This window comes from Bradyrhizobium sp. F1.13.3 (assembly GCF_040548265.1).
Taxonomy (GTDB): Bacteria; Pseudomonadota; Alphaproteobacteria; order Rhizobiales; family Xanthobacteraceae; genus Bradyrhizobium.
Map to the genome: position 1 here is coordinate 26,727 of NZ_JBEPRI010000005.1, position 25,704 is coordinate 52,430.

The following is a 25,704-nucleotide window of genomic DNA, read 5'->3' on the forward strand; positions in this document are numbered from 1 at the left end:
ATGCGCACCCGCGAGGCAGCCCGATGCGCCGATTTGCCATGAAGGCCCTGTTCACCGCTCTCAATCTCAAGCGCGCCGAGCGGAGCGGGATCGATCGGGATCGGACCATCCTGATCGTCTCGACCGCGGTGACGGTTGGGCTCGTCGCGCTCTATGTGTTCGGGAAGTCGACCTCGCGCTGGTGAGCCCGCGAGAGCCGTCCCGACCCATGCCCGCGGTGCCGGGAGACCCGCTCCTGGCGCAGGAACCGCCCGTATCCTGCCGGGTTGCGATGCATCTCGCAATTTTCTAGTCCGGAGACGAACCACGGCTCGAATCAAGCACGCCGCCATCATGTCGCCAGCCCAAATGGAGCACGCCGACGGCCTGCCGCAGCCGCAGCGCAGCCAGGCGGTCCTGACCATTGCGCTCGGCATCATTATGGCAGTGGTCGACAGCGCCATCGCCAATGTCGCGCTGCCGACGATCGCGGCCGACCTCGACGCCAGCCCGGCGTTCTCGATCTGGATCGTCAACGGCTACCAGCTCGCGATCACGATCTCGCTGCTGCCGCTGGCTTCGCTCGGCGAGATCGTCGGCTATCGCCGCGTCTATCTGGTCGGCCTGGTGCTGTTCACGCTTGCCTCCGCATTCTGCGCGCTGGCGCATACGCTGCCGCTCCTCACGATTGCCCGCATCGTGCAGGGGTTCGGCGCGGCCGGCATTATGAGCGTCAACGCAGCGCTGGTGCGCTTCACCTACCCCCGCAGCCAGCTCGGCCGCGGCATCGGACTCAACGCTCTCGTCGTCGCCTTCTCGGCCGCGGTCGGCCCGACGCTCGCCGCCGGCATCCTGGCATTCGGCAGCTGGCCCTGGCTGTTCGCCATCAACGTCCCGCTCGGCGCGGTGACATTGGTACTGGGCCTGCGCAGCCTGCCGCACACCAGGCCTGCGAGCCATTCCTTCGACTGGCAGAGCGCGGGACTGTCCGCGATCACTTTCGGCGTCGGCATCGCGGCCGTCGATAGCGTCGGTCATGGCGAAGCGGCGATCACCTGCCTCGTGCAGTTCGCCGTAGCTCTCGTCGCCGGCGCACTGCTGATCTACCGCGAGACCCACATGGCCTCGCCGCTCTTGCCGGTCGACCTGTTGCGCATCCCGGTGTTCGCCCTGTCGATTGCGACCTCGATCGCCTCGTTCTGCGGGCAGATGCTGGCCTTCGTTGCGATCCCCTTCTACCTCCAGAGCCGCTTCGGCTATTCGGCGGTGCATATGGGTCTCTTGATCACGCCGTGGCCGATCGCGGTGGCGTTCGCAGCACCCCTCGCCGGTCGCCTGGTCGAGCATTATCCGGCCGGCCTGCTCGGCGGCATCGGGCTCACGCTGTTCGCCTGCGGCCTCGCTGCGCTCGCCTTGTTGCCGGCGGCGCCCACACCGCTCGACGTGATCTGGCGGATGGCGCTGGCTGGCGCCGGCTTCGGCCTGTTCCAGACCCCCAACAACCGCACCATGATCGCGGCCGCCCCGCGCGAGCGTGCCGGCGGTGCCAGCGGCATGCTCGGGACGGCGCGGCTGCTTGGGCAGACCACCGGCGCAGCGCTGGTCGCGCTGTTCCTCGGCCGCTATCCGATCGAGGGAACCAGGATCGCGTTGCTGACCGGCGTCGGCTTCGCGCTCTGCGGCGCGGCGCTGAGCATGTTGCGGCTGTCGCCCGCGGGCGCGCGCGGCGCCGAGCATGTTCGCGTGCAAGACGACCAGCGCCTGCGCGGCGAATAGCGCGTAACCATTTGGGAAGGCCGATTTCGGCTGCGTCCGCCGCGCCTCACATCTTCACCATCTCGGTGCGATATTTCGGCAGCAGTGCTGCGATCAGCTTACCCTTCTCAGCCATTTCTTCCGGGGTCGGCTTCGGCGGTGGCGATGTGCGGCTTTCGACGGGAAAGCCAACCGCCAGGAAGAATTCGTCCTGTCCCGCTGGCGTGCACATGCAGAGCATACGGGCTGTCTTGCTGGAAACGTTCTTGAACGCGTGCGGCGCGTTGGCCGGAACGTTGACGGTCGCCCCCGCACTTACGGTATGGGACTTACCGCGAAAGGTGAATTCAAGTTCGCCTTCGAGCAGCGTGAACATTTCCTCGAAGTCGTGGCGGTGCGGCGGGGGCCCGCCGCCGGCGGGCACCAGCATGTCGACCAGGCAATAGCGTCCTGCGGTCTGCGCGCCCGACACCAGGACCGTGTAGGTGCCGCCGGCCACAGAGATATGCGGCACGTCAGCGCCGTCGGGATCGGCGACCGTCAGGGCGCGGCCGGGATCGTCGGCGGGGATCGAGGAAGCTGACGACGAGTCTGCAGAAGGCGTGTTGGTCATACCGGATCTTCTTGCTTATATTTGACTGCCCATAAGAAAGGCCGGCTTCTCAGCCGGCCTTCTCAATTCTTCGCGTGCAGATCAAACCTTGACCAGCGGGCTCTTGGTCGGCCCCTTCGAGCCGCCGGGGCCACCGGGCTTAGACTTGCCCGGCGGGCGCTTGCGGGCACCCGGGAGCTTCTCCTGCTTCGGCGTGACCGGACCCTCGACGAACTCGAAGCCGATCTTGTCCTTGGTCTCGTCGGCCTCGTCCTTGACCAGAACGACGCGGACATGGCCGCCACCCTTGAGCTTGCCGAACAGCACCTCGTCGGCCAGCGGCTTCTTGATGTGCTCCTGGATCACACGAGCCATGGGACGTGCGCCCATCTGCTCGTCGTAACCATGCTTCACCAGCCAGGTCTTGGCGGGTTCCGACAGCTCGATAGTGACGTCGCGATCGCCGAGTTGCGCTTCGAGCTGAAGCACGAACTTCTCGACCACCGTACCGATCACCTCGACGCTGAGATGGCCGAACGACACGACGGCATCGAGACGGTTGCGGAATTCCGGCGCGAACTGCCGGTTGATCGCCTCGTGGTCGTCGCCTTCCCGCTTCGAACGCGTGAAGCCGAACGCCTGCTTGGCGAGATCGGACGCGCCCGCATTCGTGGTCATGATCAGGATCACGTTGCGGAAGTTGACCTGCTTGCCGTTGTGGTCGGTGAGCCGGCCGTGATCCATGATCTGGAGCAGAACGTTGTAGAGATCGGGATGCGCCTTCTCGATCTCGTCGAGCAGCACCACGCAATGCGGATGCTGATCGACGCCGTCAGTGAGCAGGCCGCCCTGATCGAAGCCGACATAGCCGGGAGGCGCGCCGATCAGACGCGACACGGTGTGCCGCTCCATGTATTCGGACATGTCGAAGCGCAACAGCTCGACGCCGAGCGACGCCGCAAGCTGCTTTGCGACCTCGGTCTTGCCAACGCCGGTCGGACCCGAGAACAGATAGCAGCCGATCGGCTTCTCCGGCTCGCGCAGGCCGGCTCGCGCCAGCTTGATCGAAGCGGCGAGCGACTCGATCGCCTTGTCCTGACCGAACACGGTACGCTTCAGGGTCTGCTCGAGATGCTTGAGCACCTCGGCATCGTCCTTCGACACGCTCTTCGGCGGGATCCGCGCCATCGAGGCGATCGTGGTCTCGATCTCCTTGATGCCGATGGTCTTCTTGCGCTTGTTCTCGGCGACCAGCATCTGCGCTGCGCCGGATTCGTCGATCACGTCGATCGCCTTATCCGGCAGCTTGCGGTCGTGGATGTAGCGCGAAGAGAGCTGCACCGCAGCCTCGATCGCCTCATTGGTGTATTTCAGCCGGTGGTAGTCTTCGAAATACGGCTTGAGGCCCTTGAGGATTGCGATCGCATCCTCGACAGTCGGCTCGTTGACGTCGATCTTCTGGAAGCGCCGCACCAGCGCGCGGTCCTTCTCGAAGTGCTGGCGGTATTCCTTGTAGGTGGTCGAGCCCATGCAGCGGATGGTGCCGGAAGCGAGCGCGGGCTTGAGCAGGTTCGAGGCATCCATCGCCCCGCCCGACGTCGCGCCCGCACCGATCACGGTGTGGATCTCATCGATGAACAGGATGGCGTTGGGATGCGCCTCGAGCTCCTTCAGCACCTGCTTCAAACGTTCCTCGAAGTCGCCGCGATAGCGCGTGCCGGCGAGCAGCGTGCCCATGTCGAGCGAGAACACGGTCGCAGCCGCCAGAACCTCCGGCACCTCGCTGTCGACGATGCGCTTGGCCAGGCCCTCCGCAATCGCGGTCTTGCCGACCCCGGCTTCGCCCACGAACAGCGGATTGTTCTTCTGCCGGCGGCACAGCACCTGGATCGCACGGTTGATCTCGGAATTGCGTCCGATCACCGGATCGATCTTGCCGTCGCGCGCCTTCTTGTTGAGGTTGACGCAATAGGTCTCGAGCGCCTCGCCCTTCTTCTTGGCGTCCTCGCTGCCCTTGGTCTCGGTCTCCTCGTCGACACCGCGCACCGGCCGCGCCTCGGAGACACCCGGCCGCTTGGCGATACCGTGGCTGATATAGTTGACGGCGTCGTAGCGCGTCATGTCCTGCTCCTGCAGGAAATACGCGGCATGGCTCTCGCGCTCGGCAAAGATCGCGATCAGCACGTTGGCGCCGGTCACCTCTTCGCGACCGGACGACTGCACGTGGATCACCGCGCGCTGGATCACGCGCTGGAAACCTGCGGTCGGCTTGGCGTCGTCGGCGCCGTCCGTCACCAGGTTCTCGAATTCGGTCTCAAGATAATTGACGAGGCTCGTACGGAGCTTGTCGAGGTCGACGCTACAGGCGCGCATGACGGCGGCTGCATCGGAGTCGTCGATCAGGGAGAGCAAAAGATGCTCGAGCGTCGCGTATTGGTGATGACGCTCGTTTGCGATCGCCAGTGCACGATGCAGGGATTGTTCAAGGCTTTGGGAAAAAGTCGGCATTCGCGTCCTCTATGGCCCCCACCATCATGATCGTCATCGCCCGGTCAGGCAACAACAACCTTTGTCACATATAGTTATACAAGATCGCGGCGAAAGACCGGTTCCGCGACTCAGGCGGCTGCACAGCTGCGGTACTTTTCGATGCAAAACCCGTTCCGATTGGGGCACGATCCGCACCGGTCCGAAATTCCGTAGTTTTGCCGTCTGCAACGAACATCACGCGCAGACATCACGCGGCAATCACTGCGACATGTCCAAGCACCGGCTTCAAACGTGCCGTAACGTGTGGTGTTTTACTTCTTTTCCATCACGCATTGCAGGGGATGCTGGTGCTTGCGAGCGAAATCCATCACCTGCGTCACCTTGGTCTCGGCGATCTCGTAGGTGAACACGCCGCACTCCCCGATCCCGTGATGATGAACGTGCAGCATGATCTTGGTTGCGGCCTCGGCGTCCTTCTGGAAGAATTTCTCCAGCACATGAACGACGAATTCCATCGGCGTGTAATCGTCGTTCAGGATCAGCACACGGTACAGGTTCGGCCGCTTGGTCTTCGGCTTGACCTTGGTGATGACGGACGTGTTTGGCGCAGAGGGACCGCCGGAACGGTTCTCGTCGTTGCTCATCAGGGGAGCGTGGGCGGCGGCGGCCGCGGACAGGTCTGGTCTGGAAGACAGTTGCGGCATGGCTCAGGCGTTCAAATTCCCCACGGAAGCGTATGGCGGTTCGCCGCGCAGCCCCGGCCTTCGGAGTTCGCACAGGCGCACCGCCTTGTTGGATCGCCGCTTCCAACCGGTCCGGTCCAAGCCAGATCGGCTTCACCGAATATGGGCCTGACCCCGGCTCGCCGCAAGCGTGCGACAGCTCGGCCGAGGCGGCCATGGCGGTCCCGATTCCCGGGTCGGGCGATCCTCGCCAAGGTTAGTCAATCCGGACTGATTTGACAAAACCTTCCGCCCCGCCCGTTTAGAAGATGTTGACCAGGAACCCGGCCGGTCACGCGGCTGCGGCGGTTTCGAGCGGGATATCTCCGGTTTTCTACGGACCAATTGACCCTCAATGGCGTGACGCGAAAAGGGGCAAAGGCACAGATTTCCGGGGATCGTCACGCCTCGCAGATCGACGCGCGGCAGAAGAAGCTGTGCGATAACGCCAAGGCGGCGAACATCACGATCCATACGGTGCAGGTGAACACCGGCAGCGACCCGACCTCCAGCGTGCTGCAATATTGCGCGAACGGCACCGACAAGTTCTATCGAGTGACGAAGGCAGATCAGACGTCTCGGTGTTCAAGGACATCGGCACGTCCCCGTCGAAGCTGCGCGCGGCGCGCTGAGACCACACCCCGCGATAAACAAAAAAGCCCGGCTGCTTCAGCCGGGCCTTTGATTCCAGGACGTCGAGGAAACGTTAGTTCGTCGCCGGAGTGAACTTCGACACGATGGTCTCGACCGGCTTGAACGCCTGCTTGGCGAGGTCGCTGTAGAGGCCGGCGATCTTCTGCGATTCCGCGACGAAGGTCTCGTAGGCGGAACGGGCGAAATCGGTCTGCGCTTCCATCGCCTTGTCCAGCGACTTCACGCCGGAAAGCTTCTCGACAAAGGACTTGGTGTCTTCGAACGACTTCTTGGTGTAGTCGCCGTAGGCGCTGGCGATCGCCTGAAGGCCGTGCTGCATCGAGGTCGCGGAGGCGACGTACTGCTCGAAGTGCTCTTTCCCGTAGCCTTGAAAGTCTTCAACCTTGAACATTCGGAATCCTTTTCCCTAGCTCTCGTCGGGAAGCCCCGGCTCCCTGACTCTGCTCACAATTAGTGCAACGCACAAAAAAGTCAAGAATTTTGTGCGTCGCACAAATAACATACAAAATTCGCCACGATTACCGGGGTTTCCCGCAATGGTTCCTTAAGCTTTTGGAAACCGCGGCGCCCTACCTTGATTCCCTGGACGTGTTCAACTTCCACAAGCGGCCAAAAGCCGTTGGAGAACATCACCTTAGCCAGAACAGCGGCTCAGGCCCAACGTCCCCCGCGGCGAACATCTGCGGAGGGCCAGCCTGAGCAGGTAATGATCCCGGGTCCATTGGGCACAATTTCGCCTCACGAGCCGGTGATCAAGTCAGAAACGGGGACGGGGTTTCATGCTTCGTAAAAACTTGTCTTCCTCGCGCTTGGCGCGGGTTGGCGTTTTTGGGCTTCTTGCGGTCACCACTGCAGTCATCTTCACCACAGATGCTGCCGAGGCGCGGCGCCACCGGCGTCACACTGCGCACCACCGCGTGCAGCGCGATGTGTCCGAGAGTTCCAGCCCGAAATTCGCGTCGATCATCGTCGACGGCAATTCCGGCTCCGTGCTTCAGGCCACGAGTCCCGACGGGATCCGCCATCCGGCCTCGCTGACCAAGATCATGACGCTCTATCTGCTGTTCGAGCGCCTCGAGTCAGGGAAGATGAAGCTCGATACCGAGATGCCGGTGTCGCAGCACGCCGCCGATCAGGATCCGACCAAGCTGAACCTGCGTGCCGGCCAGACCATTCGCGTCGAGGACGCGATCAAGGGTCTCGTCACTCGCTCCGCCAACGACGCAGCCGTTGTGATCGCGGAAGCGATTGGCGGCGACGAGGACGACTTCGCCCAGATGATGACGCGCAAGGCGCGTTCGCTCGGCATGTCCAGGACGGTTTACCGCAACGCCAACGGCCTTCCCAACGACGAGCAGGTCACGACCGCCCGCGACCAGGCCACGCTCGGCCGCGCCATCCAGGAGCGCTTCCCGCGCTACTATCGTTATTTTGCGACCTCGACGTTCAACTGGCGCGGACAGTCGATCCGGAACCACAATCATCTGCTCGGTAATGTCGAGGGCGTGGACGGCATCAAGACCGGCTACACCCGTGCCTCCGGCTTCAATCTCGTGACCTCGATGCGCCGCGGCAATCGCCACCTGATCGGCGTGGTGCTGGGCGGCCGCAGCGGCGGCTCGCGGGACGCCATCATGCGTAACCTGCTCGCGGAGAACCTCGATAAGGCCGCGACCACCCACACCGTCGCGGCGGTCACCGAGCGCAACGGCTCCGACGCCGCTGCCGAGGTTGCCGATGCGTCGGACACCCCGGCCCGCTCCGCTCCGCAGGTCCAGGCTGCCCCTGCTCCCGAAGCAGCCCCGTCGCGTCTCGCCGCGCGCCTGGCGACGCTTGCGGCTGCGACCGCCGCGGTGCCGCCGGCTCAGCCCAGATCTGAAGCCAACAAGCCTGAAGTTCGGCCGACTGAATCCAAGATCGAGCCTGCGCCGCTCACCAATGGCGTGATCTCGAGCCAGCCGCTCTCGATCATCCCCGGCTCGTCCGAGCCGATGAAGCCGGTCCGGGTCAAGACCGTCCAGGTCAAGGCCGGCGCCGTGAAGGTCGCCTCGGCCGCCCCGGCTCAGATCGCACCGCAGGTCACGAGCACGATTGCGGCTCGCTCCGACATCGCCGAAACCTCCGGCGCCGTCGTCGCCCGGGCAGACCTCATCAACAAGCACGAGATCGTCAGCCAACCGGAAGCGCCGAAGGCCGAGATTGCCCGTGCCGAGCTGCCGCGGCAGCCGGCGGGCTTCGGCACTGGCAACGGCATCCTCGGCGTATTGCCGGCCGCAACCGCCGCTGCGCCCGCCCCGGCTGCTCCGAAGCTCGCGTCAGCCGACCCGGCGCTGCAGCCGATCCAGATGAGCGCCACCACGAAGCCGGTCGTCACCCACAGCGGCTGGATCGTCCAGGTCGGCGCGCTCGAGAGCGAGAACGAAGCCCAGCAGCGCATCGACGCCGCACGCAGCTCGGCCCGCGGCCTGCTCAGCAAGGCCGACCCGTTCACCGAGCCGGTCGTCGCGAAAGACAATCGCAAGCTCTACCGCGCCCGCTTCGCCGGGCTCGACCGAGACCAGGCCGAAGCCGTCTGCCGCACCCTGAAGCGCGCCGATATCTCCTGCATGACCGTCCGCAACTGATCTTTCGCACCGCTCCAATGAAAATGCCCGCGCCTCGCGCGGGCATTTTCATTTTTGGGATGCGGTGACCGACGAGGCTGTTCCACGACAACCTCTCGTCAAGGATTTACGGTTAAAACTTTACGCAAGGGATCGACCACGCCGACAACGGCGGGCATCGGGCGACGGCAAACAGAGCAAACGGAGCTCACACGGGACGAGCGTTTGTAGCGTGGTGCCGGAGTTAGCCGTTATGCGTGCGAAGCAGAGTATCCTTGGCCTCGTTTACACGGGCAGCGAGATACGTCGAGCCCCCCTGGTCGGGATGCAGTTTCTTCATCAGGGACTTGTGAGCCCGGCTGATGTCGTCACGCCCCGCCCCCGGCTGCAGGCCAAGGATCTGATAGGCCTCCTCCGTCGTCATTTTGCCGGTCGCCACCGTGCGGCGCTGCCCCCCTGCCGCGTCGCCCTGCGCGTTCTGACGCCAAGCGGGAAACCGGCGGTCCAGATAGCTTTCAAGTAGGGCCACGCTCTCGGCGTCGAACGCCGGGACCATTGCCAGCAGGGCCGCGAGATCGAACTCATCGAGATCGCGCCCGGCGTGAGGCCCGGCGACGATCCGGCCTCCGAGCTGGCCGGAATCGTGATCGAGCCGCATATCGAGGAATTGCGAGCGCACGCGCGAGGCCTGACCGGCCGGGCGCGTCGCGCCCCCGCCGAACAGCCCGCCGATATTGCCGAAACCGGCGTTTGCCATCGGTGTCCAGCCCAGGAGGCCGGCACCGAATATCCCGAGCGGGATCGCCACCACCAGTTCGCCCTTCAAGCCCGTGAACGCTGCGACAGCCAGCGCGACCACGCCGCCGCCGAACCTGATCGCGCGTGCCAGCACGGCCGGATTGGCGGAACGGAACATCTGGAGCAGCAGATAAAGGGTGATAACAGCGATAGCGCCGGCGATCAGGGTCATGGCCGGAATATAGTCGGCCTACCGCCAAAAAGCATCGTGTCCTTGTGCCACCGCCGGCCGCGCGCCAGCGCTACTTCATCTGGCCGATCAGCCTGGCCGCGCCACTGGCGGTCTTCGCCAATTGCAACAGCGCCTCGCGTCCGCCGGCCGCGTAGGCGGCGGCTGCGCGCAACAGCTCGCGCAACTGCGCCGCCGCGCCCGGATCAAACCGGCACCAGGCGCCGCCGGTCAGGCGCGCGATCTCGCGAAAGGTCTGCTCGGCCACCGCGTCATGGCCTTCCTGAAATACGAACACAGGCACTTTGAGCATGCCTAGCTCGCCGGCCTTGGCGCAGAGCTCGTCGACGTTCTCCTCCATGGCGTCGCCGACGAAGACAACGGCGCGCACGCCGGATGCGACCGCCTCGCGCCGCGCCTCGCTCAGCACCTTGCCGATCTGGGTGTCGCCGCCACGGCAATCGATCTTGCTCATCAGCGCCGCAAGCCTGGCGCTGTCGGAGATCCATCCCGTGGCGCGGCACTCGTTGAAGCCGCGATAGTAGACGAGCCGGATGTCGAGACTGCCGAGTGCGGCGGTCTCACGGAACATGTCGGCCTGAAGCGCACAGGCCATGTCCCAGGTCGGCTGCCGGCTCATCGTCGCATCCAGCGCGAAGATCAGCCGTCCTTTCGCACCGGGCGCATGCGGTGACAGCGCGCGCGCGTTGGCGACGAAGGCGGCAATGTCCTCCGAGGTCGAGGTCCCCGCCTGCGGCACAGCGCCGCCTGGTTGCGCCGAGATGGCATCGCGGCCGCGCGGTTTGATGGGTTCGCCCGACATTCCTTGACCCTTGCGTGAGCGACTAATGTGGTCAGCGGATCAAGCCCGGTCAATGTACAAAGCCCCCGCAGGCGGTAGCCGGCGGAGGCTTTGAAATCGGTACCGACGACGAGGAAGGGGTCAGCTCTTGGCAGGCGCCATCAACGCGACCGGCCCGGGCTCGAGAATCTTGGGCGGGGACGATTGCGTGTCGACCGGCGCCACTTCGCTGTCGGTCGCGCTCAGGAACTTGTCGAGCATGCCCTGGATCGAGTTCTTGGCAGCGTCGGGACCGGTGTCACGCATGTCGTTGTGCTGGAATTCGGTCTTCACGACCTGGATGCCGGCCTTCTCGCATTCCTCGTCGGTCGGGATCACGCCCGCATCGGCCTTGAACTGCGGATCGGTGGAGCGGAACGACAGGATCTTGAACTTGCCGGCGGTGACGAAGGGCACGCGAAGATTGTCGAGCGTGACGACCTTCTTGACCTCATCCGGATACTGCTTTGCGAAATACATCGTGATGTCGCCGCCCATGGAGTGGCCGACCATGGTCACCTTGTCGTAGTCGGCGTTGGGCTGGACCTTCTTCATCTCCTGCATGGCGAGATGGATGTTGGCGACGCCGCGCAGGATCTGCGGCAGCCGGCCGACATAGATCTCGCCGGGCTTGGTCACCATCGGAGGATCGGTCGGCAAATCATGCTGCGGGCTGACGACGAGGTAGCCGCGCGCCGCGAAAATGTTGGCGAGGAAGCCGTACTCGGTGTTCTTGACGGTGTTGCCGTGGTTGATCACGGCGACCGGCATCGTGATCATGCCGGCATTGGCCTGCATTTCCTTGTCACGACGGATCGCGATATCGACGGGCACCGCACGGTTGTCGCGCGAGGCATCGTAGAAGGTGATGGTCTCGTGCCTGATTGCCCACTTGCTCGCCGTGAAATAGGCGACGCCACAGAGGGCACTGACCGAAACCAGAACGGCAATTCCACGCTTCATTTTCGTCCTCAGCCTCAGGCTCTTGCGGCCTGAATCCCTGTTGAAAATCGTGTTCTTCCGGAGCTCTTCGGCCCCTGGTCGCCTATTCCCTAATATATGTCACAGGCGCGTGACAGGAAGGCTAAATATTGTGAACCATCAGCCCTTTCATTGTGCGGCGCACACGTTTCTTGGGCACCTCGCTCTCACGCGGCTACGCCAGGTGCACCTCACCTTCCGACGCAACCTGTCTCGATCGGGTTCAATTTTGCAGTAAACGCTGGGTGAAAACGGCTGAGCGCGGGCTCGGTTCCCGCGGGAGACCGTCCGCTTTGATCGTCCGGAAGTAGCGATATACCGCCACCTCAGGCGCCGAGGATGTCGTGAACCTCGAGCGGCTTGTCGACCTGATTGAACCACTCGGCGCGGTTGGCCGCGCGGCGGCGTCCGCGCTCGTCGAGCGGAAGCTTGAGCTGGCGGAGCAGGCTCGTCACCTCCTCCCGCGCGGTGAGATGGCCGAGATTGGGCCGCATGCCGAGGGTGGCCTCGTCGATCTCGTCCAGCGCGGTCAGGCCGCGCGGGAAGAACTCGCGATAGACGACGCGTTCGGCGAAGCCGTCGACGTAGCGGAAGCCGAGCCGCAGCGACAAATCCTTCAACCCGTCGGCAACGAGCTGCTTGTTGCGGGAGCCGAGCATCGAGAGGCGGTTGCGCACCACGATCCAGTCGGTGGTCGCGCCGTCGAGCTGGCGGCGCTTGCGCCTGACATCCCGCACCATCTCGGCGTAGTGGCTCTCGCCCGTCACCGCGTAATTGGCGGGATCGACGGTGCCGAGCACATCGAAATCGAGGAAGCTGTCGTTGATCGGGGTCACCAGCGTGTCGGCCATCGAGTGCGCAAGCCGCATCAGGTAGCTGTCGGTGCCGGGCGTATCGATGACGATGAAGTCGAAGCTGCTCTCGACCGCCGAGACCGCCTCCATGAACTGAAGGAACTCCGAATTCTCGTTCTCGGCGACCTGCATGGTCTCGCCGAGCTTGATGCAGCGATGCAGCGGCAGTTCGAGGTCGAGCTTGGTGCGGCGCGCCCAGGCGGATCGGTTGTTGATGTAGTGAGTAAAGCTCTGCTGACGGCAGTCGAGGTCGATGGTGGCGACGCGCTGGCCGGCTTTCAGAAGCGCGACTGCAATGTGCAAGGCGGTGGTCGACTTGCCGGAGCCGCCCTTCTCGTTGCCGAGCACGACAACATGCGCCGAGCCGGACTGGCCTTGGCTAGCTTGCACAAGCATCGCGATCCTCAACACCCCTAACTAATATCTTCAAGTTGGCCGCGTCTGCGGTCAAGTGAAATGCGGGACAGGCAATACAATTCGCGGCGCACCGTCCTTCATCATGAATCGTCGCGCCGCTTCGCGTCTGTGATCCAGCCCACAATGTCGCGACCTCTTGCGCGCGGGATGCTGTGCCGCATCCGGATGCGTGGCGTCCATGGTCGCCGCTTGTTAAGGTTAGCCTGCCGGGCGCCGGGACGCGCCCGTCGATTCCCAACCGCGTCGAGTTCTGATGTCACGCAGCCCCTTGATCGCCCGCACGGTCCCCAACTTGCGACGCGCCGTCGACAATCTTCGCAAGCGAAAGGCCACGATCGCGCTGGTCCCGACCATGGGAGCGCTCCATGACGGCCATGTGTCGCTGGTGCGCCTGGCCCGACGGCGCGCGAGCCGCGTCGTGGTGTCGATCTTCGTCAATCCGACCCAGTTCGCTCCGACCGAGGATTTTGGCGCCTATCCGCGAACCTGGAAGGCCGATCTCGCCAGGCTCGCCGCCGAGGACGTCGATATCGTCTGGCATCCCGGCGCCGAGGCCATGTATCCGGAGGGCTTTGCGACCCGCATCGTGCCGGAGGGACCGGCGCTGGCCGGCCTTGAGGACCGCTTCCGCCCGCATTTCTTCGGCGGCGTCGCCACCGTCGTCGGCAAGCTGTTCACGCAGTGCCGGCCGGATGTCGCGATCTTCGGCGAGAAGGATTTTCAGCAGTTGCGAGTGGTGGCGCAGATGGCCCGCGACCTCGACCTCGGCGTCAAGGTGATCGGTTCCCGCACCGTGCGCGAGCGCGACGGGCTCGCGATGTCCTCGCGCAACGTCTATTTGTCGCCACAGGAGCGGCAGACCGCAACCACACTGTACCGCGCCATGAAGGAGAGCGCCGGGCGCATCCGCGCTGGCGAGGCGGTCGCGGCCGCAATGGCGCGCGCAGCCGCGATGATCATGGCGGCCGGCTTTGAGCTCGACTATTTCGAGGTCCGCCATGCAGCGACCTTGGCGCCTGTCACCTCGCGCAAGGACGGCCCCTTGCGCATCCTAGTCGCGGCCAAGCTCGGCACGACCCGGCTGATCGACAATATCGCGGTTTAGAGCAGCCCGAGATCGCGCAGCTCGCGCCGCATCGGCTCCGGCATCGCCGCGATCGAGCCGGCGGCGGACTTGCCGAGATCGGGCGGCACCGAATCGTCGGCAAGGTAGCGCCAGCCCTGGAACGGGCGCATCGGCCGCGGCGACACGGGGATCACCTTCGGCTGCATCACGATCCGGCAGCGCCCGATGCCGTCCTTGTCGCGGAACGGCTCGATGCCGATGATCTTTTCGCGCGCGGCGACCTCGCCCTTGATCACCCAATAGAGCGACCCGCCCGACAGGATCTCGGCGTCGCGCTTGGGCATCATGCGGGTGATGTGGATGTGATGTTGCGGCAGACCCTTCTTCTTGGCGGTCTGCATCCGTTCGGCGGTCCACTCCTTCAATTCCTTGACGGATTCGCAGCCGACGGCGAGCTTGATCAGATGTAGTGGCATGCCCCAGCATTAGCCGGGCAGCCACCCATTTGGAATGCCGATCTACTCGTTATCCGCAGCCGGAGGAGCGGCGGGCGGCGGCGTGAGCGGAACCGGTGCTGCCGCCGGCGCCCGCGCAGCCTTCGGCGCTGGCGGCCTCTTCGCGGCTGGAGCTGCGGCCTGTGCCGAAGCGGCTGCCGGGGCGCGCGGAGCCGGCGCGGCCGCTGCGTTCGCGGCGGGCGCCGTGTGGCGCGTCGGCTCCGGATTCATGATGCTGACCGGCGGCGTCGACGAGGCGCTCGGGAATTCCGCATTGGTCGGCTTGCCCGTCGGCATCGACGGCGGCAGTCCGGCGAGCGCGGCCGTGGCCGGCAACGATTGCGCCGCTGCAGGCGCATTCCAGGTCGGGGCGTAGCGCGCGACCAGCGTGTCGTAGAGATGGGAATCCATGTTGGCGGCGACCTGCTGCTGATCGGTCAGCGAGCGGAAGGCCGCGCAGTCGAACTGCGTGCAGCCGTCGCGCACGACCAGCACCTGCGCGACCAGGCCGTAGCGATCACGCTCCAGCGACTTGCGCAGCACCTTGATGTCGGGCGTCAGGCTGTTCTCGGCGGTCGCGGCATCGCCGAGAGCCGTCAGCCGGTCGATCCTGGCCGCGGTGGTGGAGACAGCCGCCGCCGCCGCGTCAGGCGCGCCGAACAGCGCCTTCTCGCAGCCAATGGCCACGGCATCGCCAGCGAGTTCGTCAAGGCAGGACAGCGCCGGCAGGCTCGCGATCATCGCGGCCTGTGCGCGCGCCTCGGTCGGCGTGGTCTGCCCCGGTCCATCGACGCGCACGACGGCAGCCAGCGCGATGGCAATGGCGAACAGCGTAATGACGCTCAGCGCACCGTTGGCGACCGACCTCTCGGCGCGCAGCAGCGTGACCAGGAGGATCAGTCCGAAGAAGCCGGCAGCCGCCAACATCATCCACATTGGAAGGGCCGGCGAGCGCCAGATTTGGTCGAGCGACGAGGCCCATGCCCAGTTCATGCGCGACGTCCCCTCACGCGAGCAGAGAGCGAATGGTCAAAGCGAGCACCGAGAGTCGGCAACTGCCCCCGGCCCACCTTTTGAAGGTGAAGCGGGCCTTTTGACGGCGGCAGAATACAATTCCCCGAGGACGCGCCAATGCGCGGATAGCGTCGGCCTTCAGGACAGCGCGAGCTGGCTTTCCTTGGCGACGCGTTCGAAGGCTTCGGTCGAGCTCTTGATCCGGTACTGACAGTCGTCACCATCGGTCGGCAGGAGGCGGATGACCTCATACGAGCCGCTGGCAGCGGGGCGTGCGACATTGCTCGCGGTGAACAATACGCGCGCGCCAATAGGGAATTTGTGCTTCAACACCCTCTCCATCACTCAAACAACGCCTGCCACGCCCATGGTCCCACTGCGTCGGCCGGCCGGAAACCCGGCCGCTGTATAGCATGCAGCGGGCGTTTTTGGCCAGCAGTATGCAACATTGCAAACGTGCGAATTTTGCAGTTATTTCAGCGTGATGCCGCCAGCCGATGATACCGCTGGAACCGGTCCTTCAGGCGGTATGAAGCCAACGGCCGTCGGGGCTGGCGTGATCCACCGCCTTGCGCGGTTCCTGGGCCAGAATCTGGCCCAGCCGGTCAAGCAATGGGTCGACATTGTCGCTGCGGAACTGGTCGGCCGAGCAAGCCCAGGATTCCCGTGAGGTCCCTCTCCTTGCCGACCACTCGGGCGATCGAGCGAGGCCCGATCGCAACCACGGATTACACGTTCTCGAACTTTTCGATGACCAGCGTTTCGGCGAGCCCGTCCCGAGTCCATTCCTGGAACGCCGGCAGCGCCAGCATCGTGTCCATGTAGGCCTTGATCTCCGGCGTGACCTCGATTGCGTAGGTGCGGAAGCGGTGCACCACCGGGGCATACATCGCATCGGCCGCGCCGAAGCGCCCGAACAGGAACGGTCCATCGGCGCCATACCGGGTCCGGCACTCGCGCCAGATCTCCTGCACGCGCGCGATGTTGGCCTCGGCGTCCGCCGACAGCGTCACGGCGCCTACCGGGCGGTGCAGGTTCATGCCGCATTCGTTGCGAAGGGCCATGAAGCCGGAATGCATCTCGGCGCACACCGAACGGGCATGGGCGCGGGCGGCGGCGTCGTCCGGCCACAGCTTCACTTCCGGGTAGCGCTCGGCGATGTATTCGATGATGCTGAGCGAATCCCACACCGTGATGTCGCCATCGACCAGCACCGGCACCTTGCCCGCGCGGCTGAACGAGATGATCTGCTCCTTGTCCGCGGGATTGTCGGTGTAGAGCGGGATGAGGGTCTCCACGAACGGGATATCGTTGGCGCGGAGCGCGAGCCAGGGCCGCATCGACCATGACGAGTAATTCTTGTTGCCGATTGCGAGTTTCAGCGCAGCCATGTCATCCATCCTTCCCGATACGCCTTGAAGCGAGCCGCTTTTAACGTCATCGCCTGCCGCCAATCAATCGTTGCTGCACCTCGCCATGCGTGGCAAGCGTTGCGATCCTCGCCAGGAGACAGACATGAGCAGGCATTGGGTCGACATCACCGCCGTCGGCTTCTTCATCATCGAATGGCTGGTCTACGCGCTGACGCTGGAGCATTCGGCCTATGGCCGCGACAGCCTGTCGGCGCGCATGAACCGCTACCGCGAGGTGTGGGTGCGCCGGCTGCTCGACCGCGACGCGCGCATGGTCGACATGCAGATCATGGCCTCGCTGCAGAACGGCACCGCCTTCTTCGCCTCCACCAGCCTGATCGCGCTCGGCGGCGCGCTGGCGCTGCTGCACGCGACCAACGATGCGATCACGATCTTGAGCAAGCTGCCGGTCGATCTCAGTACCTCGCCGGCCATGTGGGAGCTGAAATGCGTCGGCCTCGTCCTGATCTGCGTCTATGCCTTCTTCAAATTCGCCTGGTCGTACCGCCTGTTCAACTATGTCGCGATCCTGTTCGGCGGCATGCCGGCGGCTTCGCAGCGTGACACGCCGGAGGCCGAAGCTCATGTGATCCGCACCTCGCGCCTGTTCGAATCCGCCGGCCGCCATTTCAACCGCGGCCAGCGTGCCTTCTTCTTCGCACTCGGCTATCTCGGCTGGTTCGTCAGCCCCTGGGTATTGTTCGTGACCACGGCAGCCGTGGTAATCGTGACCTGGCGACGGCAATTCGCCTCGAGCGCGTGGGAGGCCATGGCGCCGGAGGTGGTGGATGGCGAGGAGATGCGGAAGCGCGGTCGTTGACGCGCTCGTGTCCCGGACGCGCTGCAGCGCTCTTGCGCTGCGTCCGGGGCACGAGAGCGGGAGTGTGGCGGACAAGTCGCTGCGCTCGCATTGACGCAGTATGAGGCGGCAGCGCCACTTTTCCAGCTCGCATTTTGAATTGCAGATATAGCTTCGCACTCTCGCGGCGCATTTCGCCCGTATCTTTGCCTGGTCACTTCACCCTCTTATCCAAGAGGGCACAGGGAAGCCTGCGATCAAAGTCCTAAGCCGGCGGTCTCGGCCTGCTATGTGTAGCGATTGCCGCACGGGAAGTCCGTAAAGCCGCTTTGATCTATCTCAATTCTCTGACAGGAGCGGGCATCAGTTTGAGAGAGTCGCGTCCATCGCTTCGCCGCGCCGGCCGGGCGGTTGGGCGCTTCCAGGGAGCTCGATATGATCAAGTCGCTCGGAATTGCCACGTTCGCCTTCTTCTTCGCAGTATCGGCTCAGGCGATGACACCTGCCCCGATTGCACAGCCCGAAAGCCTGATTACGGAAGTCGCTGCTGCCTGCGGCGTCGGCAGGACACGTATCAACGGCGTGTGCGTGGCACGGACGACCGTCCGGCATACCCGTCGGGCGGTTCGCAGATGTGTGAGAGGGACGACGTGCTGATTGGTTGTCCTCAAGGACAATACGCAAATTGGTGCGTCGCGATTAGAATTCTAGAGTACCGACCCCAACGGTACATCGACGCCCCCACCGGCCTCAGTCTTTCCAGACTGAGGCCGTCTTGCGCCTGAAAGGTTGGACGGACCGGTCACCTTGTGGGATTTATCGACGCGGGAACAACTCCAACTGCAACGCTGATGCCGGCACGCCAACAATCAGTCTTCGAGAGCCGGTCATCGTCAACTGACGAAGCCGACGCTGCAGGTGAATAGCGCAAACACAAAAAGCAAATGTTTACGCAATTTACCACTCGACCATCAACGCGATGGTCTTCATTTTCTCGTCTGATAATTGCCTTCGCTTGGTTTGGTCGGATGCTCGGAATCGTCCTGTCGTAGTGGAGGTGGCGGCATGTCCGAAATGGTGGAAGTGCTCGCCGGAACGAGTTTATTTCTACTCGCCTTCTCGCTGCTGATATTCGACATCCCCCGCTACACCTTATCGCTGGTGTCTCTTGCTCTGTTCAGCTCGAAGCGGCGAAGCGCCAGCGCGACGGTTTGCCAGGCGACAGTAAGCGTGATTATCCCGACATTCAACGGCGGCTCCGGGCTTGGTCCTTCGATCAGCTCGCTGCGCCGGCAAACCCTGCGACCTGTCGAAATCATCGTCGTCGACGACGGCTCCACCGACGAAACACGCGCGGTAGCGGAGCGGGCGAGAGCGCAGGGCCTGGTTGACATGGTCATCTGCCATGGGACCCGCTGCGGCCGCAGCGCTGCCATCAACGCTGCAGCACGGTTCGCCCGCGGCGCTCTGCTTTTGACCGTGGATGCCGACACTGTCTTCGAACCGAACGCGGTTGAGCGCCTCGCTGCTGCGTTCGGCGATCCGCTCGTCGCCGGCGCAAGTTGCAGCATCGCGGTCAGCAACGAGCGCGACTCGATATGGACAGGACTTCAAAGCGTCGAATACCTGATGTCGATCACCGCGGGGCGGTCGATCCTCGACGTGGTGGATGCGATCGCGTGTCTGTCCGGCGCCTGTTCCATGTATCGCCGGGATATTTTCGCGCAGCAGGGCGGGCTCGACGTCGGCCCGGGAGAGGATATGGAGTACACCTTGCGGCTCCGCAGGCTCGGCTATGTCATTCGCTTCGTGTCGGACGCCTGGGCGGAAACAGCCGGCCCCGCAAGCGGCATAAGTCTGTTGCGCCAGCGGGCGCGCTGGGATCGCGATGCTCTGCGCATCCGTTTCATGATGTATGGCGAGCTGAGTTTTCGCCACCCGCTAGAGCGTTTACCGGACACAATCCAACGGCTGGACTTCATCGTCTTCGATCTCGTTCCGACGCTCAGCCTGCCATTCTACTTGGCCTACATCGTGCTGCTGTTCGGCTCGAATGCCGTGTTGTTTCTGTCGGCGATCTACCTATTGTTGCTCTGGATCTCGGTGTTCAATATGGCACTTGTGTTCGCCCTATTCCATCGATCCGTCGGAACCTTCGGCTGGAAGATGGCGCTGATCTTTCCGCTTTACCAAGGCGTCTATCTGAAGTGCGCGCGGTTCTTTTCCTATTCTTCAGAAATTATCTTTGCCTCGTCGCGGAACGATGATTTCGTACCGCCGCGCGTTCGCCGTGCATTATTCGGAGATCGGACAGAAGAGGTGGCCAAATGACAGTCACCCTGACGCGACTCGGTCCGCATATTCCCGATCCTATCGAGAGCCGTCGGCGTGCGGCCGGACGGGCCGTCCGCGCCGCCTATGCGACAATCGTATTCGGCATACTCGCATTCTTTGTCGTCTATTTCGGGAGGCCACTCCTCTATCTCGGCGGCCCAGGTAGCGTGTCCTCGCCGAGATATTTGGTTTCACTGCCTTACATCGTGCAGATTAACAGCATCACCGTGCTGAGAGGGGCATCGGTCAGGGCCGGCGAAGAAATCGGAAGGGTTCGGTCTCCGCAGCACGATGAAATCGTCGCGACTTATATGCGCTCGCTCGCGGACATCGCTGGCCGCAAGGCGGAACTGCGTGTCAAAGCCCGGGTTGCGCGCGAATCTCTCGACGCGACGCGCTCACATTTGCGCCTTGCTGAGGAAGCTGTCGAGCTTATCGCAACCTCATCGGCTGCGAGCCTGAATTACCGCATAGACATGTCCCGGGAGCGCGCCCTGGCGAACAAAGCCGTGGTCTCGCAGGAGGCGGAAGCCGCCGAAGCCAGCACTCAATTGGCTGCTCTCGACGAATTCAGCCGGCAACTCGGTGACCGCCTCGAAAAAGTTGAAAGCAGATTTGCCGATGGGAGAGTCTTTGCGCCCATAGCTGGCATCGTCGCGAACAATCCTGCGCGTGCCGGCCAGTCACTGGTGGCGGGCACTCCGATTGCAGAAATTCTCGACCCCACGGATGTCTTCGTCGATTGGTACGTTCCCAACGAACGCCTGTCCGATCCAAAAGTCGGCAACGAAGTCTTTGTGCTGTTCGGCAACCGACGAATTCTGGGCAAAATCGCGGAAATTTTGCCTGTGTCCGACGTGTACCCCGCAGCGGGCTTATCGGCGGCGCGCGAGCGTACCGCCTTGCAAATCGCGCGAATTCGGTTCAGCCCAGGCGCACATCCCCCGGCGCTGAACTCGGCCGTCGACGTTCACATGCACTACACACAACTCAGCGCGCGGATCGCTTCCATGCTGGTGGGACTATTCGGGCTCGACGAGCTGTGAGAGGGAGCGAGGTGCAGCATGCAGATCGAAGGGACTCAAACGAATTGCCCGGCTTGCGGCTCATCCGCTCTGATCTCGTTTCCGGTATTCCACCACATGATCTGCGCCTACGTTGGTCCGGAGTATGACTTCGCACCAAGCATCGCGGGATATACGTGCCCGAAGTGCTGCCGCGACATTGTATCGGCTGACCCAGCTTGCGAGATCGTGGGCACTAGCGCGCGGTGCACAAGGTGTTGGGTTGAGATGGTGGTGTCCCCAGCGTGTGCTCCGGCTGGCTTGTAAGGATTAGCGGCGATCTCGGCTTGTCCGTCGCCAGACGCAAAGTTGGACGCCCGGTCATTCTATGCGCTGAGCAGCAAGTGGGGCCCGTACGCTAGGAGGCCATTCCGATCAGGTCTGACAACTTGACGTGCCCGTCGCCGCGACCGACCTGGGTGGTCTCGCTTCAAGCACAAAGCGGAATATATTGGCGCGAGCGGATTGACAGAGGGGACACAGAGGCGGTCGTGTAGCCCGGATAGAGCGCAGCGGCGCAATCCGGGAAGGTGCCAGACGCAACGCGAGCGGCCCCGATTGCGCTGCGCTCCATCCGGGCTAGATGACTACGTGCTAGCCGCCGAAATCCCGTGGTGTGAACGGCAGGTCCATCACCTTCCATTCCCCGTATTTATCGGCCGGCAGCATCTTGTAGGGCTGACAGGCCTGAAGCGCGCTCATGGCCGACTTCACGAGCGCAACGCCCTTTGCCGACGGCGGGGCTTCGATCAGGATCGGCTCCCGCGCCAGCGTGCCGTCGGTCGCGAGCACCGTGCGCAGCTTGATGTTAACGTTGTCGGTCGGCGCAACCCCGGCCGGCAGTTTGGCGCAGCTACGCAAGTGACGACGCAGCTCGGCGATCACTTCGGCCGGCAACTTGGCCGCGATTGAATCCTTGGCATCGCCGCCATCGTCCTTGGGGGCGTCCTTCGGCAGCTCCGCCGGCAATTCCGGCGGCAGGCCCAGCATGACGCCGTACTTGACAGTGACGTCGGGCTCCGGCGCCTGATAGGCCGGGGGCGGCGCGGCTGGCTGCTGCATCGCTTGTGGCAAGAGCTGTGGCGCCGGGGGCTGCGGTGTCGGGGGCTGCGGCGTCGCCTGAGGCGGCGGCGACTGCGATGGCTGAGGCTGTGGCTGTTGAGGCTGCGATTGCGTCTGCGCATTTGCCTCGCGCTGCTGCTGCGACGTCTGTGAAGGCTGTGGCTGCGGCTGTTTCTGCTGCGGCTGTTCAGGCGAGGCCTGCTGCTTCGAGGACGGTGCCGCGGCCTGCTGCTTCGCCTCGGGCTTCGGCGCGGCCGCCGCCTTGTCCTTGTCGGTGAAATCCAACTTCGGCAGTTTCAGGTCAGGGGTCGGCTCCGGCGGCTTCTTGAGTTTTTCCTCGGCCTTCTCCTCGGCCTTGGCCTCCTCCTGCTTCACCTGCTCCGGCGTCACGATGCTGACGGAAACCGATTCGGGCGGGCTGGCGTGAAAAGGATGGACTTTGCTGATCACGATGATCAGCGCGACCAGCGTCAGATGGGCGATCGCCGACGCTGCAATGTCCGTCCGTATGATCTTCCGCAGTTCCATCGCCTGACTTCAGGTTGCCAAGCTGGTCCTAGCATACGGCAGCCCCCTCTCAATCCCATTTTGGCGCGAAGCCGAAATCGGTCAGGCGGCCCCTGGGACTGGCCAGCGCGGCGATTTGGGCCATCTCGTCGTCCGAAAGCTCGAAATCGAAGATCTCGATGTTTTCCGACAGGCGTTCGACGCGCGAGGTGCGCGGGATCGCAGCGACATTCTGTTGCACCAGCCAACGCAGGCAGACCTGCGCCGGCGTCTTGCGATGAAGACGCCCGATCTCGGCGAGCGTCTGGTCGGTCTTGATCCGCCCCTTGGCGATCGGGCTGTAGGCGACCAGCGCGAGCCGGTGCTGATCGCAGGCCGCCTCACCTTCGCCTGGTCCAGATAAGGATGGTATTCGACCTGATTGCAGGCCAGCGGCTCCGGTGACAACGCCACCGCCTGCTCGATCAGCGCGACGGTGAAATTGGAGACGCCGATGTGGCGGGTCAGGCCCATGCGCTTGGCATGCGACAGTGCGCCCAGCGTCTCCTCCAGCGGCACGTGCGAATTGGGCCAGTGCAGCAGCAGGAGATCGACCGAGGGAAGCCGCATGCGCGCCAGACTCTCCTTGACCGAGCGCTCGAGATCATGGGGCGCAAAATGGTTGGTCCAGACTTTTGTCGTCAGGAAGATGTCGTCGCGGCGCACGCCGGAGGCACGCAAGCCGTCGCCGACCTCGCGCTCATTCTCGTAGACCTGTGCGGTATCGATGTGGCGATAGCCGAGCCGTAGCGCCTGCTCGACCACACGTGCGCACATGCGCCCGCTCAGCTCCCAGGTTCCGAGCCCGATCGCCGGTATTCTTGCGCCATTGGTCTCGACGAACAGCATGAGGAATCCTCTCTGTCGCGGTCGCCCCAAATCATCGTCCAGGCGTCATTATGAACCCGGCTGGCGACACTGCCAACGGACGACGCCGGCCGCCGAGCCGGATCTTGCGCGCAATGCTAACGGGAGGTTCGCGCCAGATCTTGACGCCAAGCCTTGACGTCAGGCCTTGACGTCAGGTTTTGAGCTCAGGCTTTGGCGAGCGCCTGGAACACGGTGTCGGGGGCATGCGCGATCACGGCGAGCAGCGCGCGGGCGGGTCCCCGCGGGGCGCGCTTGCCCTGCTCCCAGTTGCGGATGGTCTCGACGGGAACGCCGAGTTTGGCCGCGAACTCCATCTGGGTCAGGCAGGCGCGTCGGCGCAAATCGCGCACGGCGAGCGAGCTGGCTTCGGCCGGCGCTGCGCTGGCCGCAGGCTGGATTGGCAAGGGCTGGATTGGAAAGGGCTGGATCGGAAGCGGCTGGACAGGAAACTCCTGCCCGTCCCGCAACTCGACGATCCGTCCGTCCGCCTTCAGCCGCACACGCATGCTCATTCCCCCAAGCAAGGCGATGATGCGGCAGGCCGCTTAAGTTCGGATTAAAGATGATGGCCAGTAGCCCGGATGGAGCGCAGCGCAATCCGGGGCGTCTCTCGAGCCGACGCAGCGGCACCGGATTACGCTTCGCTCCATCCGGGCTACGAATTTCAACAGCTCCTACCTCAACCCGAACCACAATGTCGCGATGCCGAGGAAGGAGAAGAAGCCGACGACGTCGGTGACCGTTGTCACGAACGTGCCGGAGGCCACGGCCGGATCGGCCCTGACACGTTCGAGCGCCATCGGGATCAGGATGCCGCCGAGCGCGCCGGCGAAGAGGTTCACGATGATGGCGAGCCCGATGACGACGCCGAGGCCCGGGATCCTGAACCAGGCCACCGCGGCCACGCCCGTGATCACGGCAAAGGCGAGACCGTTGACGAGGCCGACCAGGCCCTCGCGCATCACCACGCGCCAGGCATTGGAGGAGCCGAGCTCGCGCGTCGCCAGCGCCCGCACCGCGACCGTCATGGTCTGGGTCGCGGCATTGCCGCCCTGGCTTGCGACGATCGGCGCCAGCACGGCAAGCGCCACCATCTTCTCGAGCTGGCCCTCGAACAGGCCAAGCACGGAGGACGCCAGAAATGCGGTGGCGAGATTGACCAGCAGCCAGTTAAACCGCGCGCGCGCAATGGTGAACACGGTGTCGGAGAGCTCTTCGTCGCTGTTGACGCCGCCGAGTGCCTTGAGGTCCTCGTCCGCCTCTTCCTCGATGACGTCGACGACGTCGTCGACGGTGATGACGCCGACGAGCCGGTCCTGGGTGTCGAGCACCGGGGCTGCGACGAGATTGTACTTGCCGAACATGCGCGCCACCTCCTCCTGGTCCTCCAGGACGGAGACGCGGCGGCGATCCTCGTCGGTCAGCTCGGCAAGCGCCACCGGGCGGCGGGCACGCAGCAGCACGTCGAGCGAGACCGCGCCCTGCCAGTGCTGCTCCTTGTCGACGACGTAGATCTCGTAGAAGCGGTCGGGCAGATCCGGCGTCTCGCGCATGTAGTCGATCGCCTGTCCCACGGTGAAATCCTGCGGCACCGCGATGAACTCGGTCTGCATCCGGCGGCCGGCAGAATTTTCCGGATAAAGCAGGCTGCGCTCGAGCACGACGCGCTCCTTGAGCGGCAGCTTCTCGAGGATCTCCTCCTGATCGGCCTGATCGAGCGTTTCCAGCAGCTCGACCGCATCATCGGATTCGAGTTCGAGCACACCTTCGGCGACTGTCTGCGGCGGCAGTTCCTCGAGGATCTCCTCGCGCACGCCCTCGTCGAGCTCGTTTAGCGCGGAGAAGTCGAAATCGCGCCCCGTCAGTTCGACCAGGCGGACCCGATCGTCAGGCTCGAGAGCCCCGATGAGATCGCCGAGATCGGCCTCGTGCAGCTCGGCAACGCAGGCGCGTAGCGCAGCGCTGTCGCCGGCCTCGATCGCATGGGCAATTTCCGCGACGAATTCGTGACGAATCTCGCCGTCTTCATTGCGCATCGGCACGTGGTCGAGTACCGATTCCGCGGCAGACGCGGCACCGTCCAGATGTTCATCCATGGCGCGCCTCGCCGTTCGACAGGTTGGAACGAGTGGTCTGAGCTGATGGTTCAGGCAATACCCACAAGGCAACTCTGAGCGCAATGACAAAG

23 protein-coding genes and 1 pseudogene are annotated in these 25,704 nt (G+C 64.0%); 7 read left to right on the top strand and 17 right to left on the bottom strand.

Annotated features, from left to right (window positions below):
- The first annotated feature begins 23 nt into the window (after positions 1-23).
- Together ABIB66_RS15200 and ABIB66_RS15205 are read left to right on the top strand one after the other, a co-directional pair.
- Positions 24-185: a hypothetical protein gene (locus tag ABIB66_RS15200; RefSeq protein WP_275167956.1), complete on the top strand. Its 162-nt coding sequence runs from the start codon at positions 24-26 to the stop codon at positions 183-185.
- Between the two features lie 148 nt (positions 186-333).
- Positions 334-1,755 carry an MFS transporter gene (locus ABIB66_RS15205; protein ID WP_354254983.1) on the top strand — a complete coding sequence of 474 codons (1,422 nt, stop codon included), beginning with the start codon at positions 334-336 and terminating at the stop codon, positions 1,753-1,755.
- 46 nt (positions 1,756-1,801) lie between these two features.
- Here ABIB66_RS15205 and ABIB66_RS15210 read toward each other — a convergent pair whose 3' ends face one another.
- From ABIB66_RS15210 to ABIB66_RS15230, 5 genes are all read right to left on the bottom strand, one after another.
- The gene (locus ABIB66_RS15210; RefSeq protein ID WP_354209386.1) at positions 1,802-2,347 is read right to left on the bottom strand and encodes a cupin domain-containing protein; all 546 of its coding nucleotides are present in this window, start codon (positions 2,345-2,347) and stop codon (positions 1,802-1,804) included.
- Between the two features lie 81 nt (positions 2,348-2,428).
- Positions 2,429-4,834: an ATP-dependent Clp protease ATP-binding subunit ClpA gene (clpA, locus tag ABIB66_RS15215; RefSeq protein ID WP_275167959.1), complete on the bottom strand. Its 2,406-nt coding sequence runs from the start codon at positions 4,832-4,834 to the stop codon at positions 2,429-2,431.
- A 293-nt stretch (positions 4,835-5,127) separates the two neighbouring features.
- On the bottom strand, positions 5,128-5,460 hold the full coding sequence (clpS, locus tag ABIB66_RS15220; RefSeq protein ID WP_018455182.1) for an ATP-dependent Clp protease adapter ClpS: 333 nt from the start codon (positions 5,458-5,460) through the stop codon (positions 5,128-5,130).
- 479 nt (positions 5,461-5,939) lie between these two features.
- Complete coding sequence (locus ABIB66_RS15225) at positions 5,940-6,083, bottom strand: hypothetical protein (protein WP_354058829.1); 144 nt, start codon at positions 6,081-6,083, stop codon at positions 5,940-5,942.
- A gap of 161 nt (positions 6,084-6,244) precedes the next feature.
- Positions 6,245-6,583 carry a phasin family protein gene (locus ABIB66_RS15230; RefSeq protein ID WP_275167961.1) on the bottom strand — a complete coding sequence of 113 codons (339 nt, stop codon included), beginning with the start codon at positions 6,581-6,583 and terminating at the stop codon, positions 6,245-6,247.
- 388 nt (positions 6,584-6,971) lie between these two features.
- Here ABIB66_RS15230 and ABIB66_RS15235 point away from each other — a divergent pair, with 388 nt between their 5' ends.
- A complete protein-coding gene (locus ABIB66_RS15235; protein WP_275167962.1) occupies positions 6,972-8,816 on the top strand; it encodes a D-alanyl-D-alanine carboxypeptidase in 1,845 nt (614 codons plus the stop codon).
- Between the two features lie 223 nt (positions 8,817-9,039).
- Here ABIB66_RS15235 and ABIB66_RS15240 read toward each other — a convergent pair whose 3' ends face one another.
- From ABIB66_RS15240 to ABIB66_RS15255, 4 genes are all read right to left on the bottom strand, one after another.
- Positions 9,040-9,765 (bottom strand): DnaJ domain-containing protein, encoded by a 726-nt coding sequence (locus tag ABIB66_RS15240; RefSeq protein ID WP_007603236.1) that lies wholly within the window; start codon positions 9,763-9,765, stop codon positions 9,040-9,042.
- A 70-nt stretch (positions 9,766-9,835) separates the two neighbouring features.
- Positions 9,836-10,585: a vWA domain-containing protein gene (locus tag ABIB66_RS15245; protein ID WP_354209385.1), complete on the bottom strand. Its 750-nt coding sequence runs from the start codon at positions 10,583-10,585 to the stop codon at positions 9,836-9,838.
- Between the two features lie 120 nt (positions 10,586-10,705).
- Positions 10,706-11,566, bottom strand: coding sequence for an alpha/beta fold hydrolase (locus ABIB66_RS15250; protein ID WP_354209384.1), 861 nt, complete (start codon positions 11,564-11,566; stop codon positions 10,706-10,708).
- 344 nt (positions 11,567-11,910) lie between these two features.
- A complete protein-coding gene (locus tag ABIB66_RS15255) occupies positions 11,911-12,834 on the bottom strand; it encodes a division plane positioning ATPase MipZ (protein ID WP_018455186.1) in 924 nt (307 codons plus the stop codon).
- A 274-nt stretch (positions 12,835-13,108) separates the two neighbouring features.
- Here ABIB66_RS15255 and panC point away from each other — a divergent pair, with 274 nt between their 5' ends.
- Positions 13,109-13,960, top strand: a complete 852-nt coding sequence (gene panC, locus ABIB66_RS15260; RefSeq protein ID WP_354209382.1) for a pantoate--beta-alanine ligase — start codon at positions 13,109-13,111, stop codon at positions 13,958-13,960.
- On the opposite strand, the gene ABIB66_RS15265 is transcribed toward panC, so the two are convergent.
- The 4 genes from ABIB66_RS15265 to ABIB66_RS15280 form a co-directional block, all read right to left on the bottom strand.
- The gene (locus tag ABIB66_RS15265; RefSeq protein ID WP_275167966.1) at positions 13,957-14,397 is read right to left on the bottom strand and encodes a DUF1489 family protein; all 441 of its coding nucleotides are present in this window, start codon (positions 14,395-14,397) and stop codon (positions 13,957-13,959) included. The two genes, panC and ABIB66_RS15265, sit on opposite strands and share 4 nt — an antisense overlap.
- Positions 14,398-14,439: 42 nt before the next feature.
- Positions 14,440-15,408: a hypothetical protein gene (locus tag ABIB66_RS15270; protein ID WP_354209381.1), complete on the bottom strand. Its 969-nt coding sequence runs from the start codon at positions 15,406-15,408 to the stop codon at positions 14,440-14,442.
- A 159-nt stretch (positions 15,409-15,567) separates the two neighbouring features.
- The gene (locus tag ABIB66_RS15275; RefSeq protein WP_007611353.1) at positions 15,568-15,771 is read right to left on the bottom strand and encodes a hypothetical protein; all 204 of its coding nucleotides are present in this window, start codon (positions 15,769-15,771) and stop codon (positions 15,568-15,570) included.
- Positions 15,772-16,157: 386 nt separating this feature from the next.
- Complete coding sequence (locus tag ABIB66_RS15280) at positions 16,158-16,820, bottom strand: glutathione S-transferase family protein (RefSeq protein WP_354209380.1); 663 nt, start codon at positions 16,818-16,820, stop codon at positions 16,158-16,160.
- A gap of 124 nt (positions 16,821-16,944) precedes the next feature.
- On the opposite strand from ABIB66_RS15280, the gene ABIB66_RS15285 reads away from it, so the two are divergent.
- From ABIB66_RS15285 to ABIB66_RS15295, 3 genes are all read left to right on the top strand, one after another.
- Complete coding sequence (locus ABIB66_RS15285) at positions 16,945-17,661, top strand: DUF599 domain-containing protein (protein WP_354058823.1); 717 nt, start codon at positions 16,945-16,947, stop codon at positions 17,659-17,661.
- 1,044 nt (positions 17,662-18,705) lie between these two features.
- Positions 18,706-19,971: a glycosyltransferase family 2 protein gene (locus tag ABIB66_RS15290; protein ID WP_354209378.1), complete on the top strand. Its 1,266-nt coding sequence runs from the start codon at positions 18,706-18,708 to the stop codon at positions 19,969-19,971.
- Entirely contained in the window at positions 19,968-21,020 is a 1,053-nt protein-coding gene (locus ABIB66_RS15295) for an HlyD family secretion protein (RefSeq protein ID WP_354254984.1), read from the top strand. The genes ABIB66_RS15290 and ABIB66_RS15295 overlap by 4 nt, the downstream gene beginning before the upstream one ends.
- Positions 21,021-21,632: 612 nt before the next feature.
- Here the strand turns inward: ABIB66_RS15295 and tolA are convergent.
- The 4 genes and pseudogenes from tolA to mgtE form a co-directional block, all read right to left on the bottom strand.
- Positions 21,633-22,628: a cell envelope integrity protein TolA gene (gene tolA / locus ABIB66_RS15300; protein ID WP_354209376.1), complete on the bottom strand. Its 996-nt coding sequence runs from the start codon at positions 22,626-22,628 to the stop codon at positions 21,633-21,635.
- A 49-nt stretch (positions 22,629-22,677) separates the two neighbouring features.
- Positions 22,678-23,495: pseudogene (locus ABIB66_RS15305) on the bottom strand (aldo/keto reductase).
- Positions 23,496-23,680: 185 nt separating this feature from the next.
- Entirely contained in the window at positions 23,681-24,028 is a 348-nt protein-coding gene (locus ABIB66_RS15310) for a helix-turn-helix domain-containing protein (RefSeq protein WP_275167974.1), read from the bottom strand.
- Positions 24,029-24,190: 162 nt separating this feature from the next.
- Positions 24,191-25,612 carry a magnesium transporter gene (gene mgtE / locus ABIB66_RS15315; RefSeq protein WP_354058817.1) on the bottom strand — a complete coding sequence of 474 codons (1,422 nt, stop codon included), beginning with the start codon at positions 25,610-25,612 and terminating at the stop codon, positions 24,191-24,193.
- Between the last annotated feature and the right edge of the window lie 92 nt (positions 25,613-25,704).